A 14534-nucleotide genomic window follows, 5' to 3' on the forward strand; every position below is an offset into this window, starting at 1 on the left:
GAACCCTTGTGGGACCCCCCGACGGGCTGAAAAGGTGTGCGGATGTTCCGCGTCCGCCGCGCTGCCGTTCCATGGAGATGCCACCTGCCGATTCCCGCAGCCGCGCCAAGGCCCTGCTGATGGGCCTGCAGGACTCGATCTGTGCGGGTCTCGCCAGCCTCGATGGCGGGGCCGATTTCGAGGAGCAGAGCTGGGAGCGACCCGAGGGCGGCGGCGGCCGCTCCCGGGTGATGAAGGAGGGCCGCGTCTTCGAACAGGGCGGCGTCAACTTCTCCGAGGTGGAGGGCGAGCGGTTGCCCCCCTCGATCCTGTCCCAGCGACCTGAGGCGGAGGGTCACCGCTGGTTCGCCACCGGCACCTCGATGGTGCTGCATCCCCGCAACCCCTACGTGCCCACGGTGCACCTCAACTACCGCTATTTCGAGGCGGGGCCGGTGTGGTGGTTCGGCGGCGGCGCCGACCTCACCCCCTACTACCCCTTCCTGGAGGACGCCCGCCACTTCCACCGCACCCTCAAGGGGGCCTGCGACGGGGTGGATCCGGCCTACTACAAGGTGTTCAAGCCCTGGTGCGACGAATACTTCTTCCTCAAGCACCGGGGCGAGACCCGCGGCGTGGGTGGCATCTTCTACGACTATCAGGATCCCGGCGGGGTGCTCTACAAGGGCGGTGACCCCGAGGGCCCGGCGGCGGCGGCCAGCGCGGCCGTCGGGCCGCTCCACCAGAACTGGGAACAGCTGTTCGCCCTGGCTTCGGCCTGCGGCAACGCCTTCCTGCCGAGCTACGTGCCGATCGTGGAGCGCCGCCATGGGCTGCCCTGGGGAGAGGTGGAGCGCCAGTTCCAGCTCTACCGCCGCGGCCGCTACGTGGAGTTCAACCTGGTGTTCGACCGGGGCACGATCTTCGGCCTGCAGACCAACGGCCGCACCGAGTCGATCCTGATGTCGCTGCCGCCCCTGGTGCGCTGGGAGTACGGCTACACCGCTGCCGAAGGCAGCCGCGAGGCCCTGCTGACCGACCTGTTCACTCGTCCGCAGAACTGGCTTGAAGACCCTTCCCTGGAGGAGCGCTGCCGACCCCACCAGGCGGTGGGCTGAGGGGCATGGCGGTGGCCGGGCTGCGGCCCAGGCCCACCTCGAGGGCGGTCACGATCCGCTCGGCGATGGCCATCACCGTGGCGGAACGGGTGGCCGGGTTGCGCAGCGAGCGCTCCAGCTGGCCCTCCAGCTTGCCCACCTCCAGCAGGGCGATGCCGCGCCTCGGCCCCCCGAGGCCGCCGCGGAAGGCCATGGGGAAACCGCCGAAGGCCACGGCCAGGCTTTCGTCGAGGGAGCCGAAGGGGCGATGCAGGGGCGGGATCAGCCCCGACCCGATGCCGTCGGGGCCCCAGGCATCGAAGTGGATCTCCAGGGCATAGCCGCCGCTGGCGGCGTGCTGGCGGCCCACGCTCCAGTTGGTGCTGGGGTGGTTGCCGTCCGGGATCGTGCGGAAGGGGGGGCGGTAGGAGCTGATGCGCAGCCCCCGCTGCTGGCCCAGGGTCACCACCGCCTCCGCGACGACCATGTTCCAGTAGAGCTCGTCGCTGATGCCTTGGTACATGGGCGGCGCCCCGGCGGCCACGGCGGCACCGCTGGTGCCGGCGCCGTTCATCCCCTGGGAATCGGCATGGCCGGCCAGCACCAGGATCGGGGTGTCCGGATCGACGGGGCGGGTGCCGATCCAGTCCCGCCCCAGACGACTGCGGGGACCGGTGATCGGATCGAGGCTGGCCAGCACTGGCGCCTGGATCGGGCTGGCCGGCACGGCCGCTTCGGCGCCATGGGCCAGCGGAGCCAGGGGGCCGAGGCTGCCGATCAGCAGGGCCGGCCCCAGCAGCCAGGTCGGACGTCGGAAACCCATGGGCTCAGATCGGCGAGGAGAGCAGGGAGCCGTCGCTGGCCAGCTGGAGCCCGGGGCCCAGTTCCCGCTCAATGGCGATGAGTTCGTCCCGGTGGGCGCGCAGGCGCAGGGTGCTGCCGCCGTCGCTGTCGCCGCTGATCAGGCGCATCTCCAGGCTCTCGGGCCGGGCGGCCCGGCGCCGGTAGATCACTCCGGCCAGGGGCCCCACCAGGGCCAGCAGCAGGGGCCACCAGCCGAGGGAGGGCAGCACCTGGCGCAGCACCAGGCCCAGGCAGGCGGCCCCGACGCTGCCCAGCAGCGAGAGCAGCAGGGCGAGGGGCAGGCTGGAGCGCACCTGGCCGCGGAAGCGCAGCAGCTGGCGCTCGGGATCGCCGGCCTCGGTCTGCCAGCCCCGGGCGGTGAGCCAGTCGGAGAGGCCGTCGAGCACCTGCACCGGCGGCTGGGGGGAGTGCACGTCCACCACCGTGGTGCGGTCCTTGCTGGCGGCCCTCAGAAAGAAGACCAGGCCGATGGCCATCAACAGGGTGAGCAGGAGGGTGGAACCCAGGGTGGGCATGGCGGCGCAGCCTTTCGGGCCCGCATTCTGGCCCGGCCGGCCCGGTCGGCGGCCGCCGTGGGCGACGATGGCCGCCTCCCCCCTGTTCCCCCATGGCCCAGACCCCCTCCAGCGGCAGTGCCAGCCCCGGTCCGCCGGCCCGTTTCGCCGTCTTCGACCACGACCTCGACGCCGCCTGGGCGGAGCTGTTCGGCAAGGCCCGGGCCCTGGCGATCGACACCGAGGCCATGGGGCTGATCCATGGGCGCGACCGCCTCTGTCTGGTCCAGATCTGCGACGACGACGACAACGTCTGCTGCATCCGGGTGGCCCGGGGCCAGACGCAGGCGCCGCGGCTGAAGGCCCTGTGCGAGAACCCGGCCATCGAGAAGGTGTTCCACTTCGCCCGCTTCGATGTGGCGGCGCTGGCGGAGAACCTCGGCATCGCCGTGGACCCCGTCTTCTGCACCAAGGTGGCCAGCCGCCTGGCCCGCACCTACGCCCCTCGCCATGGCCTCAAGGACGTGGTCAACGAGTTGGTGGGGGTGGAGCTCGACAAGCAGGCCCAGAGTTCCGACTGGGGCCGGGTGGAGGAGCTCAGCGACACCCAGCTGGCCTATGCCGCCGGTGACGTGCGCTGGTTGCTGGCCGCCCGGGACCGGCTGGAGGTGATGCTGCGCCGCGAGGAGCGCTGGGAGCTGGCCCGCCGCTGCTTCGCCTGCGTGCCCGTCTTCTCCGCCCTCGACCGGCAACGGTTCAACCAGGTGTTCGAGCACTGAGTCCGGGCCCGCTGGGCGGCCCGCCTGTGGGGCCGCTCAGTCCTCGATCATGAACAGGTCGTCCTCCCCCACCGAGCGCAGCTGGCCGTCGAACAGCTGACCCCGGTCGAGGCCACTGGCCCTGGTTTCCTCCAGCAGGCGTTCTGCCAGGGCCAGCTTGCCGGCCGTGTCCCGCAACCCTTCCTTGGCCGCCAGGATCTCCACCCGCCGGCGGGCCGCCGCCAGGCTGATGCCCAGCTGGGTGGCCAGATGACCGCAGGCGGCGTTGAAGCTGCGGTCGGGGATGCCGGGCATCGGTGCGGAGGACAAGGGGGCGGTCGGCCCCATCATCCCCCTACCCCGGCAGCAGCCGCTCCCGGATCAGGGCCGCCAGCCGGGCACTGCCGCCGGCCGCTCCCATGCGGCGCCGGCCGATGCGGCCCAGCCGGGCCCGCTCACCGTCGTCGGCCAGCAGGGCGAGCAGCCGCTGGCGCAGCTCGGCTGGGCCGTGGCAGGGCTGCACCGCTCCCCCCAGGAGCCGGCTCTGGCGGCGGGCGAAGCCGGCCTTGAACTGGGGCCCTGGCCCCGGCAGCGACAGGGCCGGCACCCCGAGCCCCACCAGCTGTTCGGTGGCGGTGCCGGCGGTGGCCAGCCCCAGCTCCGCCATTGGCGCCCAGGTTGCGAACCGGCCCGGACCCACCAGCAGCTCGAGGGGGCCCCGCCGCCAGAGGGCCGTGGCCCCGGAGCCCTCCGGCGGTGTGCCGGGGACGAAGCCCGCCGCCGTCAGGGGGGCGGCCAGTTCGGCGGCGTCGGGACGGGAGCCGGTGGCCAGCAGCACGCTGATCGCTGGGGACCCCTCGGGCGCCGGCAGGGCCGCCAGCAGGCCGCGCAGGTTGCCGAGGGCTTCGGGCAGGCGGCTGCCGGGCAGCAGCAGCAGGCGGCGCCGTCCCTGCAGCCAGAGGGGCAGCGGCGGGGCGGGGGCGAAGCCATCCATCATCGGATTGCCCGGGGCGACGGCCCGCACCCCGTGGCGCCGCAGCCCCCGGGCGGTGAGGCGATCCCGCACCGCCACCAGCCGGCAGCGGCGCCGGCCCATCAGGGCCCATTCCCAGGGATCCCATTCGCTGCCCTTGGCCCGGTGGTAGCCATCGGCCAGGGGGGAGCGGCCCCAACCGGCCGGAGCCGGTGAGGCCCAGGTGTGGTCGCTCTTCGGAGTGCCGAGGAAGCCGTAGGGGCCGCCCCCGGCCCAGGCCAGCAGCAGGGGCAGCAGGTCGCCCACCGCCAGGATCGGCAGACCCTGCCGGCCCCAGCGCCGCACGATCCGCCACTGGTGCCAGCTGAGCAGCGGCAGCCCGGCCGCCAGGTCCTTCAGCAGCCCCGTCAGGCTCTGGTTGCTGAAGCCGCCGCTGGGCAGCGGCTGCCGTGGGCCCACCCGCCGCAGCTCCCCGGCCGCCTCGGCGCCGGCGTAGGCCTGGCCGACCCCCACCAGCGGCAGCACGGCGACCTCCAGCCCGGGGGCCTGCCGCCTGAGGGCCTCGATCAGCCGCAGGGCGATCAGATCCTCCCCATGGCCGTTGCTCAGAACCAGCAGACGGGGGGAGGACATGCCATGGCTGATACGATCCGCTGCGGGGAGTTTGCTCCCCGGCAGGCGGCATGGCCAAGTGGTAAGGCAGAGGATTGCAAATCCTTTATCCCCAGTTCGAATCTGGGTGCCGCCTCTGCAACAACCGGGGGTCTCCTGGCCGCTCCCCATCGTGTGGGCGGCCGGCACGGTGACCTCCCATGGGTGGCAGACTGCACCGGACATGCCGATGAGGACTGCGGTGGAAGCCAATTCCCCGGAAGAGCCGGATCCGTTCGTGGCTCTGCTCAGCGAGGAATGTCTGGAGATGCTTGAAAAGATCCAGGCCTATCGCGAAAGAATTCAGCTTCCCTCCACACCCAGGGCGATTCTGGAGGATGCCATCATTGAGTATTACACCGCACTCAAAAGAGTCGGCAATTGGTGAACGGATGTTGGTGATCGGCCCGCCGTCATCCAGTCCCCACCGCCGTCATCAAACCGACGGATCCCCAGCGCCGCTGATCCCCAATCCATCAGAGCCTCAAGGGGTCTGACCGTCCCTCCGGCCGGGCGGCCGGCGTGGTCCCTCCCCGAGGATCAGATCCGCCCGTTTCCTGTGCAGACTCATGGAAGATTCCGTCAGCACGACCCACTGGGCCAGGGTGGAGCAGTGTTCGCCGAAGGGAGGGAGATCCAGGCGCAGGGGACGCCAGGCGCCAGCATCGATCTCCTGATTGAGTCTGGACTGGGGCAGATCATCATTGGTGACGATCAGCCAGCGGTACTTGCTCTTGAAGTGGTCGAGATAGTCCCGCACCAGATTGTTGGGAAGGTGCTGCAGCACATCCTTGACAAGGATCAGATCGGCAGGGGGGAGGCTGGTCAGGTCGTCGAACAGCTGGAAGTGAACCGTGTCGCTGGCATGGCGTTCGCGGTTGGCCGCCACCACCGAATCGACGATGTCGACGCCCGTGTAGGTGATGTCCCCCCAGTGGATCAAGCGGGAGAACTGCCAGTCGCCGCACCCGAAATCAACGACGCTGCCGATGTCGTTGAGTCGCAGGAAGCGCTGCAGGGTGGCGATGTATTCGCCGTTGAACTCCGGCCGGGATCCCTGCCCCGAGCCTCCCCCCCAGGTGTCACGTTGATAGATGCGGGTGAAGGCGTCCTTGGTCGACATGCCGTCCGGCGGGTCGTCGGCACCCTAGCGGCGGCGTTCGATCGACCCGCCGTTGCCTCTCAGGGGAGAACGCCCATGAGCAGCGAGATGATGGCGAAACCCACAACGCCCACCAGGGCCAGCAGAGACGTGGATGGGGGCATGGCCATCTCCCGGACGGATCAATCATAAAGAGAATCTGAAGAGAGGCGTTCCTGCCTGTGGCCTTCGTTGCCGATCGTCATTTCCGTCTCCCTCGCCCTCTCGCCCAGCCGCTCCCGCTCGGCTCAGGGGGCGGCCTCCACCCGCCACTGCCGCCCTTCCGGGCCGGTGGCCTCGCAGCGAAAGGAGCGCTCGTCGAGCAGGCACTGTCCGCTGGCCAGCTCGGCCCTGGTCAGCCCGAGCGCCGCCTCCCCGTCACCGAATCCCGCCTGACCCACGGCGCTGACCCGCAGGCGCACCGGCCAGCGCGGCTCACAGCGGCTCCGGTGGCAGGCCATGGCGGCGGAGCCTTCCGCCAGCACCCCGGCGAAGACGAGCTGACGGTCGAGAAAGGACTTGTCGCCACCGGGCTGCAGGAACCGGACACTGAGCAGACCCTCCATCTGCTGGTCCAGCCGCAGCAGGCGGCAGCTGGCCGGGGGCGGCACCGGGCCTTTGCCGGAGGGGGTGATGACGCTGCAGCGGCGCAGGGTTGTTTCCCAGCGGCCGAAGTCGTCCCCAGGCAGTTCCCTGGCCCCCAGGGGCGCCAGGTGGACACCCAGGGCCAGCAGCAGGCCCAGTGCCGTCAGGGCCCCAGGGGCCTGTCGGCGCCTCAATAGCCCGAGTCGGCGACGCAGATGCCCTGGCAGCTGATGCCGTTGCTGGCGGTCCGGCCGCAGTGGTGGCAGAGCACCGGATCGGCAGCAGGGCCAGCGCTCGCGGCTGCGGCGGGCTGGTCGGCGGCGGGCAGCACGGCGGGTCTGGCCGGGACCGGCGCCGGCACGTGGGCCGCGGGGTTGGTCATCGCGTGTCCCCGGGGGGAGGATCGGATCGATCATGGCAACGGACCCGGACCTGCGTGATCGCCATGGCCGACCCTGCCGCCATCCTGCCCGCTCCGGAGTCGTCGGTCGTCACCGGGGTCGGGGTCGGCACCTGGGCCTGGGGCAACCAGTTCCTCTGGGGTTACGACCCCGCCCAGGACGAGACGCTGGCCGCCTGCTTCCGCCGCGCGGTGGAGCTGGGGCTGACCTTCTTCGATACGGCCGATTCCTATGGCACCGGCCGCTACGGGGGGCGCAGCGAGTCGCTCCTGGGCGACTTCGTCGAGGCCCTGCCGCCGGACCGCCGCCAGCGGCTGACCGTGGCCACCAAGCTGGCCCCGTTCCCCTGGCGCCTGGGCCGCCGGGGGTTCGAAGGGGCCTTCGAGGCGTCCCGACGGCGGCTGAGGGGCCACCTGGACAGGGTGCAGCTGCACTGGAGCACGGCCCGCTATGCCCCCTGGCAGGAGGGGCCGCTGCTGGAGGGACTGGCGGATCTGGTGGCCGCGGGCCGGGTGGGCAGCCTGGGGGTCTCCAACCTGGGGCCCCGCCGCCTGCGCCAGGTGCACGAACAGCTGGAGCGGCGCGGCCTGCGTCTGGCCAGCCTGCAGGTGCAGCTGTCCCTGCTGGCCCCTGAGTCGCTCGCAGACCAGGGGGTGGCCCCGGTCTGCCGGGAGCTGGGCATCGAGCTGCTGGCCTACAGCCCCCTGGCCCTGGGGCTGCTGGCCCAGCCCCCGGGGGAGGCCCGGGCGGAGCGGCCCCCGGGCCCGCGGGGCCTGCTGTTCCGGCGGCTGCGGCCCCGCATCCAGCCCCTGCTGCAGACCATGGAGCGGATCGCCACCTCCCATGACGCCCCGATGGCGGCCGTGGCGATCAACTGGTGCCGGGCCCACGGCGCCCTGCCCCTGGTGGGGATGCGCCGCCCCGATCAGGCCGAAGCGGCGGCCGCCGCCGCCACCTGGTGCCTTGAAGAGGAGGAACGGCGGGATCTGGACCGGGTGGCGCTGCGCTGCGAGGCGCGCATGCCGGCCAACCCGTTCCAGAGCGGCTGATGACCTCAGGCGCTGAGGGCGTCGGCCGGGTCGGGACTCAGCACCACCGGCAGGGCCGCCGGCCGCGGCTGGGGAGCTTCGGCCCGCTGCAGCAGCCGGACCACCTGGGGATCGGCCGTTTCGCCGCTGAGGGCGCCGTCCTCACCGGGGCCGCAGGCGCTGAGGGCCTCCTGCAGCAGGGAGTCGAAGGTGGAGCCGGGCAGCCGATGGCGGGCCAGTTCAAGGAAGGCGCGGGCCAGGGATTCGCCCGCGGCCGCCCGCAGCGCCGGGTTGGAACGCCGCAGTTCCTGCTCCTGGGCGATCGAGTTCAGAAACCGCTGGGTGATGTCGCGCTTGGTGGTCGCCCGGATCCGGGTGTCCTGGTCGGCCTCGCTCAGGTGGGTCTGGGCCTCCAGCTCCTGCAGGCGGCGGTTGAGGCTGTCGAGAACGTCCTGGGCCTCCTTATTGATATGGGTGAGCTGGCCATCGGAGAGCCGCGGCAGGTCGGCCACATAGACCTTGCCGTGGTCCCGCAGGGTCAGGAAGGTGGGGCGCTGGCCGCCCGTGCCTTCGCGCTGCAGCGGGGCACCGGCGTCCCGCAGGCGGGGACGGGGCTGCTGGGGGCGCTGGGGCGGGATCGGGCCGGCGGAACTGCGGCGGCGCGTGATGCGTCTGGACGTATCGAACATCGGGCAACGAACTCTTCTGAGCGGGAGGGAGCCTGGTCGTGTCGGCAAAGACGCCCACGACCTTAGGAAAACCGGTGCATCAGGGCCTGAGCCGCCTCAGTGCGGCAATCCGGCCAGGGGAGTCTCCCCGGGGTCGCCCGCCGCGACGCCGCCCAGCTCCCAGGCCTGGTGGCCCGAGGAGCGGCAGAGGTCGAGGGTGGCGGGCAGGGCCTCGGGCGGCACCACCAGACAGAAGCCGACCCCGAGATTGAAGGTGTTCCAGAGGTCGGCCTCCGGCACCTGTCCCTTCTCCTGCAGCCAGCGGAACAGGGGCGGGCGCTCCCAGCTGCCCGGGTCGACCACGGCGTGGACCCCCGGCGGCAGGCAGCGGGGCAGGTTCTCCGGCAGGCCCCCGCCGGTGATGTGGGCCATGGCGTGGAGGGGCAGGCCAGAGCGGCGCAGGTCCTTCACCAGGGCGGCATAGAGAAGGGTGGGGGTGAGCAGGGCGTCGATCAGCCCCTGGCCGGTGGCGGGCAGTGCTGTGCCGGCGTCGACGGCCTCGGCCTCGAGGATGCGCCGCACCAGGCTGAAGCCATTGCTGTGGACACCGCTGCTGGCCACCGCCACGATCCGGTCGCCGGCGGTCACCCGGGCGCCGTCGATCCGCTCGTCCTCCTCCACCACCGCCACGCAGAACCCGGCCAGGTCGTAGCGGCCGGCGCCGTAGAAGCCCGGCATCTCCGCGGTCTCGCCCCCCAGCAGGGCACAGCCGCTCTGGCGGCAACCGTCGGCGATGCCCTCCACCACCTCGGCCATGGCCTCGGGGCCGAGCTTGCCGGTGGCGATGTAATCAAGGAAGAAGAGGGGCTCGGCGCCGCTGGTGATCACGTCGTTGACGCACATGGCCACCAGATCGATGCCCACCCCGTGGTGGGCGCCGTGGGCCTGGGCCAGTTCGAGCTTGGTGCCCACCCCGTCGGTCCCGGCCACCAGCAGGGGACGCTTCATCCCGGCCGGCAGTCGGCAGAGCCCGCCGAAGCCCCCCAGTCCGCCCAGCACCTCCGGCCGTCGGGTTGTCTCGACGCTGTCCCGGATGCGTTCCACGAAGGCGCGGCCGGCGGCCACGTCCACGCCGGCAGAGCGGTAGTCCATGGGGCAAGGGTCAGCGCTGCACCGATCCTGCATCGGCACGGGGCCGCGACGGGCCGGAAGGGCGCTGGATGGCCCCTTCGCATGGACGATCCCGGGATTGGCCCACACTTCCATCGCCGCGGCTTATGGACGTCATCAAATCCGCTGATGTTTCGATAGCGCCGATGGGCCAGTCAGGCCAGTGGACGCCTGGAAGGGTGGCAAAGATGAAGAAAACTGATCGATCCAAGGGGGCGTCAGGGGTGCTTTTGGGCCCTGCGGACTTCGGATAGTTTTCCGGGGTCGTCATTTTCTGTAAGGAATTCGCCAGGCCCATTCGGTCCCGTTCACCTCAGCCAACACCGCTTCAGGTTCCGGTTGTCGTCAACGTCCGAATGCAGTCACCGAGGAAGTCCCTTCCCCGCCTGCCTGCTCCGCCGGTGCATTCCGCCTGTCATGCGAGTCACTCAACTCCTGGGCACCGCCGCCCTCCTCTTCACCAGCAGCATCGCCCCGGCCCAGGCCGGCTCCCTTACTGCCCCGCAGGCTCCAGGGAGTTCCGTTGCCATTCGCCCCGCCGAGTTTCCCTCCAACTGGGATCGCTTCGTCGAAGAGATCCGCACCGTGCCCACGGCCAGCAACCTGATCGCTTCCGCCGGTCGGGTCTCCACCGGCCAGGCCAGCTGGTACGGCCCCGGTTTCTTCGGTAACCGCACCGCCAGTGGCGAGGTGCTCCGTCCCGGCACCCTCACCGCCGCCCACCGCACCCTGCCCTTCGGCACCATGGTGCGCGTCACGAACCTCTGGAACGGTCGTTCCGCCGTGGTGCGTATCAATGATCGCGGTCCCTTCCATGGGCGCCGGGTGATCGATCTGGCCCACGGTGCCGCCCAGGAGCTCGGCCTCACGGCCAGCGGCATTGCCGATGTGAAGCTGGAAGTGCTGCCCTGAGTCCCTGTTCCGGCCCCGTCTGGAACCCTGCCCACCGGCCCATCCGCCAATCTGGCGGGTGGGCTTTTCCTTATGTGCCGGTGCGACTGCTTCAGACCCTGGCCGACCTGAGCGACTGGCGCCGCGCCCAGGCCGGGCGGCCGCTCCACTTCGTGCCCACCATGGGGAGCCTGCACGAGGGCCATCAGCAGCTGTTGCGGCGGGCCTCGGCGGCCGTCCCCGCCGGCCGGCCCGCCGTGCTGCTGAGCGTGTTCGTCAACCCACTCCAGTTCGGACCGTCCGAGGATTTCGCCCGCTATCCCCGCGATCTGGCCGCCGATGCGGCCCTGGGGGCGGCGGCCGGCGCCGATGCCCTCTTCGCCCCCTCGGTGGCGGAACTGTTCCCCGATGGCGAGGCGGAGCTCACCGGGGTGGTCCCCCCGGCCGGCCTGCGCCGGTCCCTGTGCGGGCCCGGACGCCCCGGCCATTTCGAGGGGGTCGCCACCGTCGTCTGTCGCCTGCTGGCCCTGGTGCGACCCGACAGGCTCCTGCTGGGGGAGAAGGACTGGCAGCAGCTCACGATCCTGCGTCGCGTCGTCGCCGATCTGGCCCTGCCGGTGACGGTCCAGGGCTGCGCCACCGTGCGGGAGGCCGATGGCCTCGCCTGCAGTTCCCGCCATCGCTACCTCAGTGCCGCCGAGCGTGAACAGGCGACGGCCCTGCCCGCCGCCCTGGGTGCGGCGCTGACGCTCTGGCGGGGCGGCACCGCCAGTGCCGCGGCACTCACGGAGGCGGTGACCAGGGGGCTGGAGGCGGCGGGATTCGGCGTGGAGTACGTGCAGCTCGTCCATCCCTTTAGCCTGTCTCCGGTGTCCGGCGCCGCCGGGATGGCCCTGCTGGCCGCCGCCGCCCGCTGCGGCAGCACCCGCCTGATCGATCACATCTTTCTGATGAACCGCCCGCCGATCGTCGCCATCGATGGCCCCGCCGGGGCGGGCAAGAGCACGGTCACCAGGGCTTTCGCCCGCCGCCTGGGCCTGGTCTATCTCGACACGGGCGCCATGTACCGGGCCCTCACCTGGTGGGTGCTGCACCGGGGTGTGGACCCGGCCGATGCCGACGCCATCGCCCCCCTTCTCGACGACCTGGACCTGCGGCTGGAGAGCGACGCCGCCGGGGAGCAGCGGGTGCGGGTCAACGGCCATGAGGTGAGCGAGGCGATCCGTGGCCCGGAGGTCACCGCCCAGGTCTCCACCGTGGCCGCCCACGCCTGTGTGCGGGCGGCCCTCACCCGTCAGCAGCAGGCCATGGGCCGGCGGGGCGGCCTGGTGGCGGAGGGCCGCGACATCGGCACCGCCGTCTTCCCGGAGGCCGAATGCAAGGTGTTCCTCACGGCCACAGTGGCGGAGCGGGCCCGTCGACGGGCGGCGGATCTGGCCCAGCGTGGCTTCGACGTGCCGGCCCTGGCGGAACTGGAGGCCCAGATCGCCGAGCGGGATCACCGCGATTCCACCCGTGCCGAAGCTCCCCTGCGCCAGGCGGACGACGCGGTGGAGCTGGTCACCGACGGGCTGGCCATCGACGCCGTGATCCAGCGCCTGGTTGACCTGTTCCGCGAACGGGTGCCGGAGGACGCCTGGCGGGGCCCCTCCCCGCTGGAGGGGACAGAGCCCTAGCTGGTCGCCCGATCGGCCTTCAGGGCCTCCAGCAGGCCCCCACAGGCGTCCTCCAGCAGGTCCAGCACCCGATCGAAGCCCTCTTCGCCGCCGTAGTAGGGATCGGGCACCTCCTCAACGCTGTAGCGGCGGCAGTAACGGGTGAGCGGGCCGATGCGGGCGGCGGCCTCCCCCCGCCCGGCCAGGCCCCGCACCGCCTCCAGGTTCTGCCGGTCCATCGTCAGCACGTGGTCGAAGCGGCCCAGGTCGTCCGTCGTGATCTGGCGCGCCCGGCTGGGCAGAACGATGCCCCGGCGGGCGGCGGCGCTGCGCATGCGGGCGTCGGCGGGGCGGCCCACGTGCCAGTCACCGGTGCCGGCGGAGTCCACCGTGAAGGCCTGCTCCAGCCCCTGGCGGGCGATCAGGTGCAGGAAGACCCCTTCGGCGGCCGGGGAGCGGCAGATGTTGCCGAGGCAGACGAACAGGATGCCGGTGGGGCGGCCGTCTTCGGAGCGGCTCGTCCCGGCGGTCGGATCAGGGGAGGTCATCGGTTTTGTCCAGTCGCTTCAGGGCCACACCGGCCCGCAGGCGCACCACCAGAGTCTCCTCCTGCTCCGGCTGCAGGAGCTGGCTGAGGCCCGCCACGGCCCGCTGGCGGTGGGGATGGGGCGGGGACAGGGGCAGGGCCAGGCCCTCGAACCCCACGGCCACCGCATAGCGCACGACCCATTCGCCGTCGCTGCGGCCCGCTTCGAGGGCCTCCAGGCAGCGCAGGCGGATCCCTTCCCGCTCCTGCTCGGCGAGGCTCTCCAGCCGCAGGGCCCCCAGGCCACTGGCGGCGGCCCGGCGCACGCTGGGCCCGACGTCGGTGGCCAGGGCGTCCTCGAGCACGTCCAGCCCACGCGGGTCGCCGATGCCCGCCAGGGCCCGGACGGCCCAGGCCCTGGCGCCGTAGTTATGGGCATCCAGATTGGCCAGCAGGGGCCCGACGGCCGCCGGGCCGATCGCGATCAGGCCGTCCACGGCGGCGACGGCGGCACCGGGATTGTTGAACCCCAGCACCTGCACCAGTTGGGGCACGGTGGCCAGGGGGTCGTCGCAGTCGGTCAGCCGGCGGGTGGCCGCCACCAGCTCCTCGGCGCTGCCGGCCCGCTCGAAGGCCCGGATCCGATCGGCCGCGCCCTGGGAATCTCCGCTTCCGGCCGTCATCACAGCAGGGCGTCCATCGCCATCAGGAGGGCCTCATCATCGCTGTCAGCCTCGCTGCCGCTGCCGGAGCCGCGGCCATGCTCGACCAGCCCCCGCAGGGCGATCAGCTTGAGGCTGTTCTCGGCGAAGGTGCGTCGGATCGGCTCCAGGGCGGGCCGCCATCCCACCGCCCCCAGATCCATCAGGGCCGCGCGGCGCACCTGCAGCTGGGGATGCTGCAGCAGCTGGAGCAGTTCATCCGCCCAGACCGTCTCCCCGGTGAGCTGCAGCAGGGCGCGACAGGCGGCGCTGCGGACCAGGGGCCGGTCGTGGGCGGTGAAGGGGCGGATCACGTCCAGCACCTCCGCCTGCGCCTCACCGATCGCCCCCAGGGCCTCCAGCATCGCTTCGCAGGGTTCCTGCAGCCGGGGGCTGTCGCTGCGGCAGGCGCCGGCGACGGCGGGGCCGCTGGCCAGCCGGCGGATCAGCAGGGGCACCGCTGCCGTCGCCCCAAGCTCGCCGAGGGAGCGGGCCGCGGCCTCCCGCAGGCCGTCGTCGGCATCGTCGAGCACCGCCAGCAGCTCGGGCACGGCCCGGGCGTCGGCGATCTTGCCCAGGGCCCGGGCCGCATTGCGGGCCACGGCGTTGTGCTCGACACCGGCACCCGGATCCCGGGGCTGGCGCTGGGTGAGGGCGGCGAGCAGCAGGGGAACGGCCTCCGGGTGCCGGCTGCGCATGCGCCCCAGCCACCAGGCCGCGTAGTACTGACGGGATTGGTCGTCGGTCTGGCGAAGCTGCTCCAGGGCCTCGGCTTCGCTGATCGGTTCGCCGTCACCGGCCATGGCTCTGCGCACGTGCGAGGGGGCTCGGGGAATGCTGCCATCCCCGGGGCCGGCGGGATCCGGCCAGAAAAAAGGGCCCCCCGAAGGGGACCCGGAAACAACGATGGCCGCGAGAGCTCAGACGAGAGCGCTGATGGCGTAGTCGATGT

General features: G+C 72.0%; 18 protein-coding genes and 1 tRNA gene. 7 read left to right on the plus strand and 12 right to left on the minus strand.

Going from position 1 to position 14534, the window contains the following annotated elements:
* The first annotated feature begins 71 nt into the window (after window positions 1-71).
* Window positions 72-1097, plus strand: coding sequence for an oxygen-dependent coproporphyrinogen oxidase (hemF, locus tag KUG38_RS15160; protein WP_216923079.1), 1026 nt, complete (start codon window positions 72-74; stop codon window positions 1095-1097).
* Here the strand turns inward: hemF and KUG38_RS15165 are convergent.
* Together KUG38_RS15165 and KUG38_RS15170 are read right to left on the minus strand one after the other, a co-directional pair.
* On the minus strand, window positions 1024-1899 hold the full coding sequence (locus tag KUG38_RS15165; protein ID WP_216923081.1) for a dehydrogenase: 876 nt from the start codon (window positions 1897-1899) through the stop codon (window positions 1024-1026). The two genes, hemF and KUG38_RS15165, sit on opposite strands and share 74 nt — an antisense overlap.
* Before the next feature lie 4 nt (window positions 1900-1903).
* The gene (locus tag KUG38_RS15170; RefSeq protein ID WP_159820185.1) at window positions 1904-2455 is read right to left on the minus strand and encodes a cofactor assembly of complex C subunit B; all 552 of its coding nucleotides are present in this window, start codon (window positions 2453-2455) and stop codon (window positions 1904-1906) included.
* Window positions 2456-2547: 92 nt separating this feature from the next.
* Between KUG38_RS15170 and KUG38_RS15175 the strand changes: the two genes are divergently transcribed.
* Window positions 2548-3213 (plus strand): ribonuclease D, encoded by a 666-nt coding sequence (locus KUG38_RS15175; RefSeq protein ID WP_216916535.1) that lies wholly within the window; start codon window positions 2548-2550, stop codon window positions 3211-3213.
* Window positions 3214-3249: 36 nt separating this feature from the next.
* Here the strand turns inward: KUG38_RS15175 and KUG38_RS15180 are convergent, their stop codons facing one another.
* Together KUG38_RS15180 and KUG38_RS15185 are read right to left on the minus strand one after the other, a co-directional pair.
* A complete protein-coding gene (locus KUG38_RS15180) occupies window positions 3250-3507 on the minus strand; it encodes a DUF8658 family protein (protein ID WP_094585026.1) in 258 nt (85 codons plus the stop codon).
* 40 nt (window positions 3508-3547) lie between these two features.
* Window positions 3548-4798, minus strand: coding sequence for a lipid-A-disaccharide synthase-related protein (locus KUG38_RS15185; RefSeq protein ID WP_216923083.1), 1251 nt, complete (start codon window positions 4796-4798; stop codon window positions 3548-3550).
* Between the two features lie 44 nt (window positions 4799-4842).
* Between KUG38_RS15185 and KUG38_RS15190 the strand changes: the two genes are divergently transcribed.
* Window positions 4843-4913, plus strand: a tRNA-Cys gene (locus tag KUG38_RS15190).
* A 105-nt stretch (window positions 4914-5018) separates the two neighbouring features.
* Window positions 5019-5204: a hypothetical protein gene (locus KUG38_RS15195; protein WP_216923085.1), complete on the plus strand. Its 186-nt coding sequence runs from the start codon at window positions 5019-5021 to the stop codon at window positions 5202-5204.
* Between the two features lie 96 nt (window positions 5205-5300).
* Here KUG38_RS15195 and KUG38_RS15200 read toward each other — a convergent pair whose 3' ends face one another.
* From KUG38_RS15200 to KUG38_RS15210, 3 genes are all read right to left on the minus strand, one after another.
* Window positions 5301-5939 (minus strand): class I SAM-dependent methyltransferase, encoded by a 639-nt coding sequence (locus KUG38_RS15200; protein ID WP_216923087.1) that lies wholly within the window; start codon window positions 5937-5939, stop codon window positions 5301-5303.
* Window positions 5940-6205: 266 nt separating this feature from the next.
* A complete protein-coding gene (locus tag KUG38_RS15205; RefSeq protein ID WP_216923090.1) occupies window positions 6206-6736 on the minus strand; it encodes a hypothetical protein in 531 nt (176 codons plus the stop codon).
* Complete coding sequence (locus KUG38_RS15210) at window positions 6733-6924, minus strand: DUF8639 family protein (protein WP_216923128.1); 192 nt, start codon at window positions 6922-6924, stop codon at window positions 6733-6735. Before KUG38_RS15210 ends, KUG38_RS15205 begins: the two co-directional genes overlap by 4 nt.
* Window positions 6925-6987: 63 nt before the next feature.
* On the opposite strand from KUG38_RS15210, the gene KUG38_RS15215 reads away from it, so the two are divergent.
* A complete protein-coding gene (locus KUG38_RS15215; RefSeq protein ID WP_216923092.1) occupies window positions 6988-7992 on the plus strand; it encodes an aldo/keto reductase in 1005 nt (334 codons plus the stop codon).
* Between the two features lie 5 nt (window positions 7993-7997).
* On the opposite strand, the gene KUG38_RS15220 is transcribed toward KUG38_RS15215, so the two are convergent.
* On the minus strand, window positions 7998-8660 hold the full coding sequence (locus KUG38_RS15220; protein ID WP_094585031.1) for a DUF8655 family protein: 663 nt from the start codon (window positions 8658-8660) through the stop codon (window positions 7998-8000).
* 96 nt (window positions 8661-8756) lie between these two features.
* On the minus strand, window positions 8757-9791 hold the full coding sequence (purM, locus tag KUG38_RS15225; protein WP_216923094.1) for a phosphoribosylformylglycinamidine cyclo-ligase: 1035 nt from the start codon (window positions 9789-9791) through the stop codon (window positions 8757-8759).
* Window positions 9792-10226: 435 nt separating this feature from the next.
* Here purM and KUG38_RS15230 point away from each other — a divergent pair, with 435 nt between their 5' ends.
* Window positions 10227-10721, plus strand: coding sequence for a septal ring lytic transglycosylase RlpA family protein (locus KUG38_RS15230; RefSeq protein WP_216923096.1), 495 nt, complete (start codon window positions 10227-10229; stop codon window positions 10719-10721).
* 80 nt (window positions 10722-10801) lie between these two features.
* Window positions 10802-12376: a bifunctional pantoate--beta-alanine ligase/(d)CMP kinase gene (locus KUG38_RS15235; protein ID WP_216923099.1), complete on the plus strand. Its 1575-nt coding sequence runs from the start codon at window positions 10802-10804 to the stop codon at window positions 12374-12376.
* Here KUG38_RS15235 and KUG38_RS15240 read toward each other — a convergent pair.
* Genes KUG38_RS15240 through KUG38_RS15250 form a run of 3 tightly spaced genes read right to left on the minus strand, consistent with a single transcriptional unit; the run spans window position 12373 to window position 14385 of the window.
* The gene (locus KUG38_RS15240; protein WP_216923101.1) at window positions 12373-12903 is read right to left on the minus strand and encodes a low molecular weight protein-tyrosine-phosphatase; all 531 of its coding nucleotides are present in this window, start codon (window positions 12901-12903) and stop codon (window positions 12373-12375) included. The two genes, KUG38_RS15235 and KUG38_RS15240, sit on opposite strands and share 4 nt — an antisense overlap.
* On the minus strand, window positions 12890-13564 hold the full coding sequence (gene cpcF / locus KUG38_RS15245) for a C-phycocyanin alpha-cysteine-84 phycocyanobilin lyase subunit CpcF (RefSeq protein WP_216923103.1): 675 nt from the start codon (window positions 13562-13564) through the stop codon (window positions 12890-12892). Before cpcF ends, KUG38_RS15240 begins: the two co-directional genes overlap by 14 nt.
* Window positions 13564-14385, minus strand: coding sequence for a HEAT repeat domain-containing protein (locus KUG38_RS15250; RefSeq protein WP_216923105.1), 822 nt, complete (start codon window positions 14383-14385; stop codon window positions 13564-13566). Before KUG38_RS15250 ends, cpcF begins: the two co-directional genes overlap by 1 nt.
* Window positions 14386-14534: the final 149 nt, after the last annotated feature.

Source organism: Synechococcus sp. CCAP 1479/9 (genome assembly GCF_019038535.1).
Classification (GTDB): Bacteria; Cyanobacteriota; Cyanobacteriia; order PCC-6307; family Cyanobiaceae; genus Cyanobium.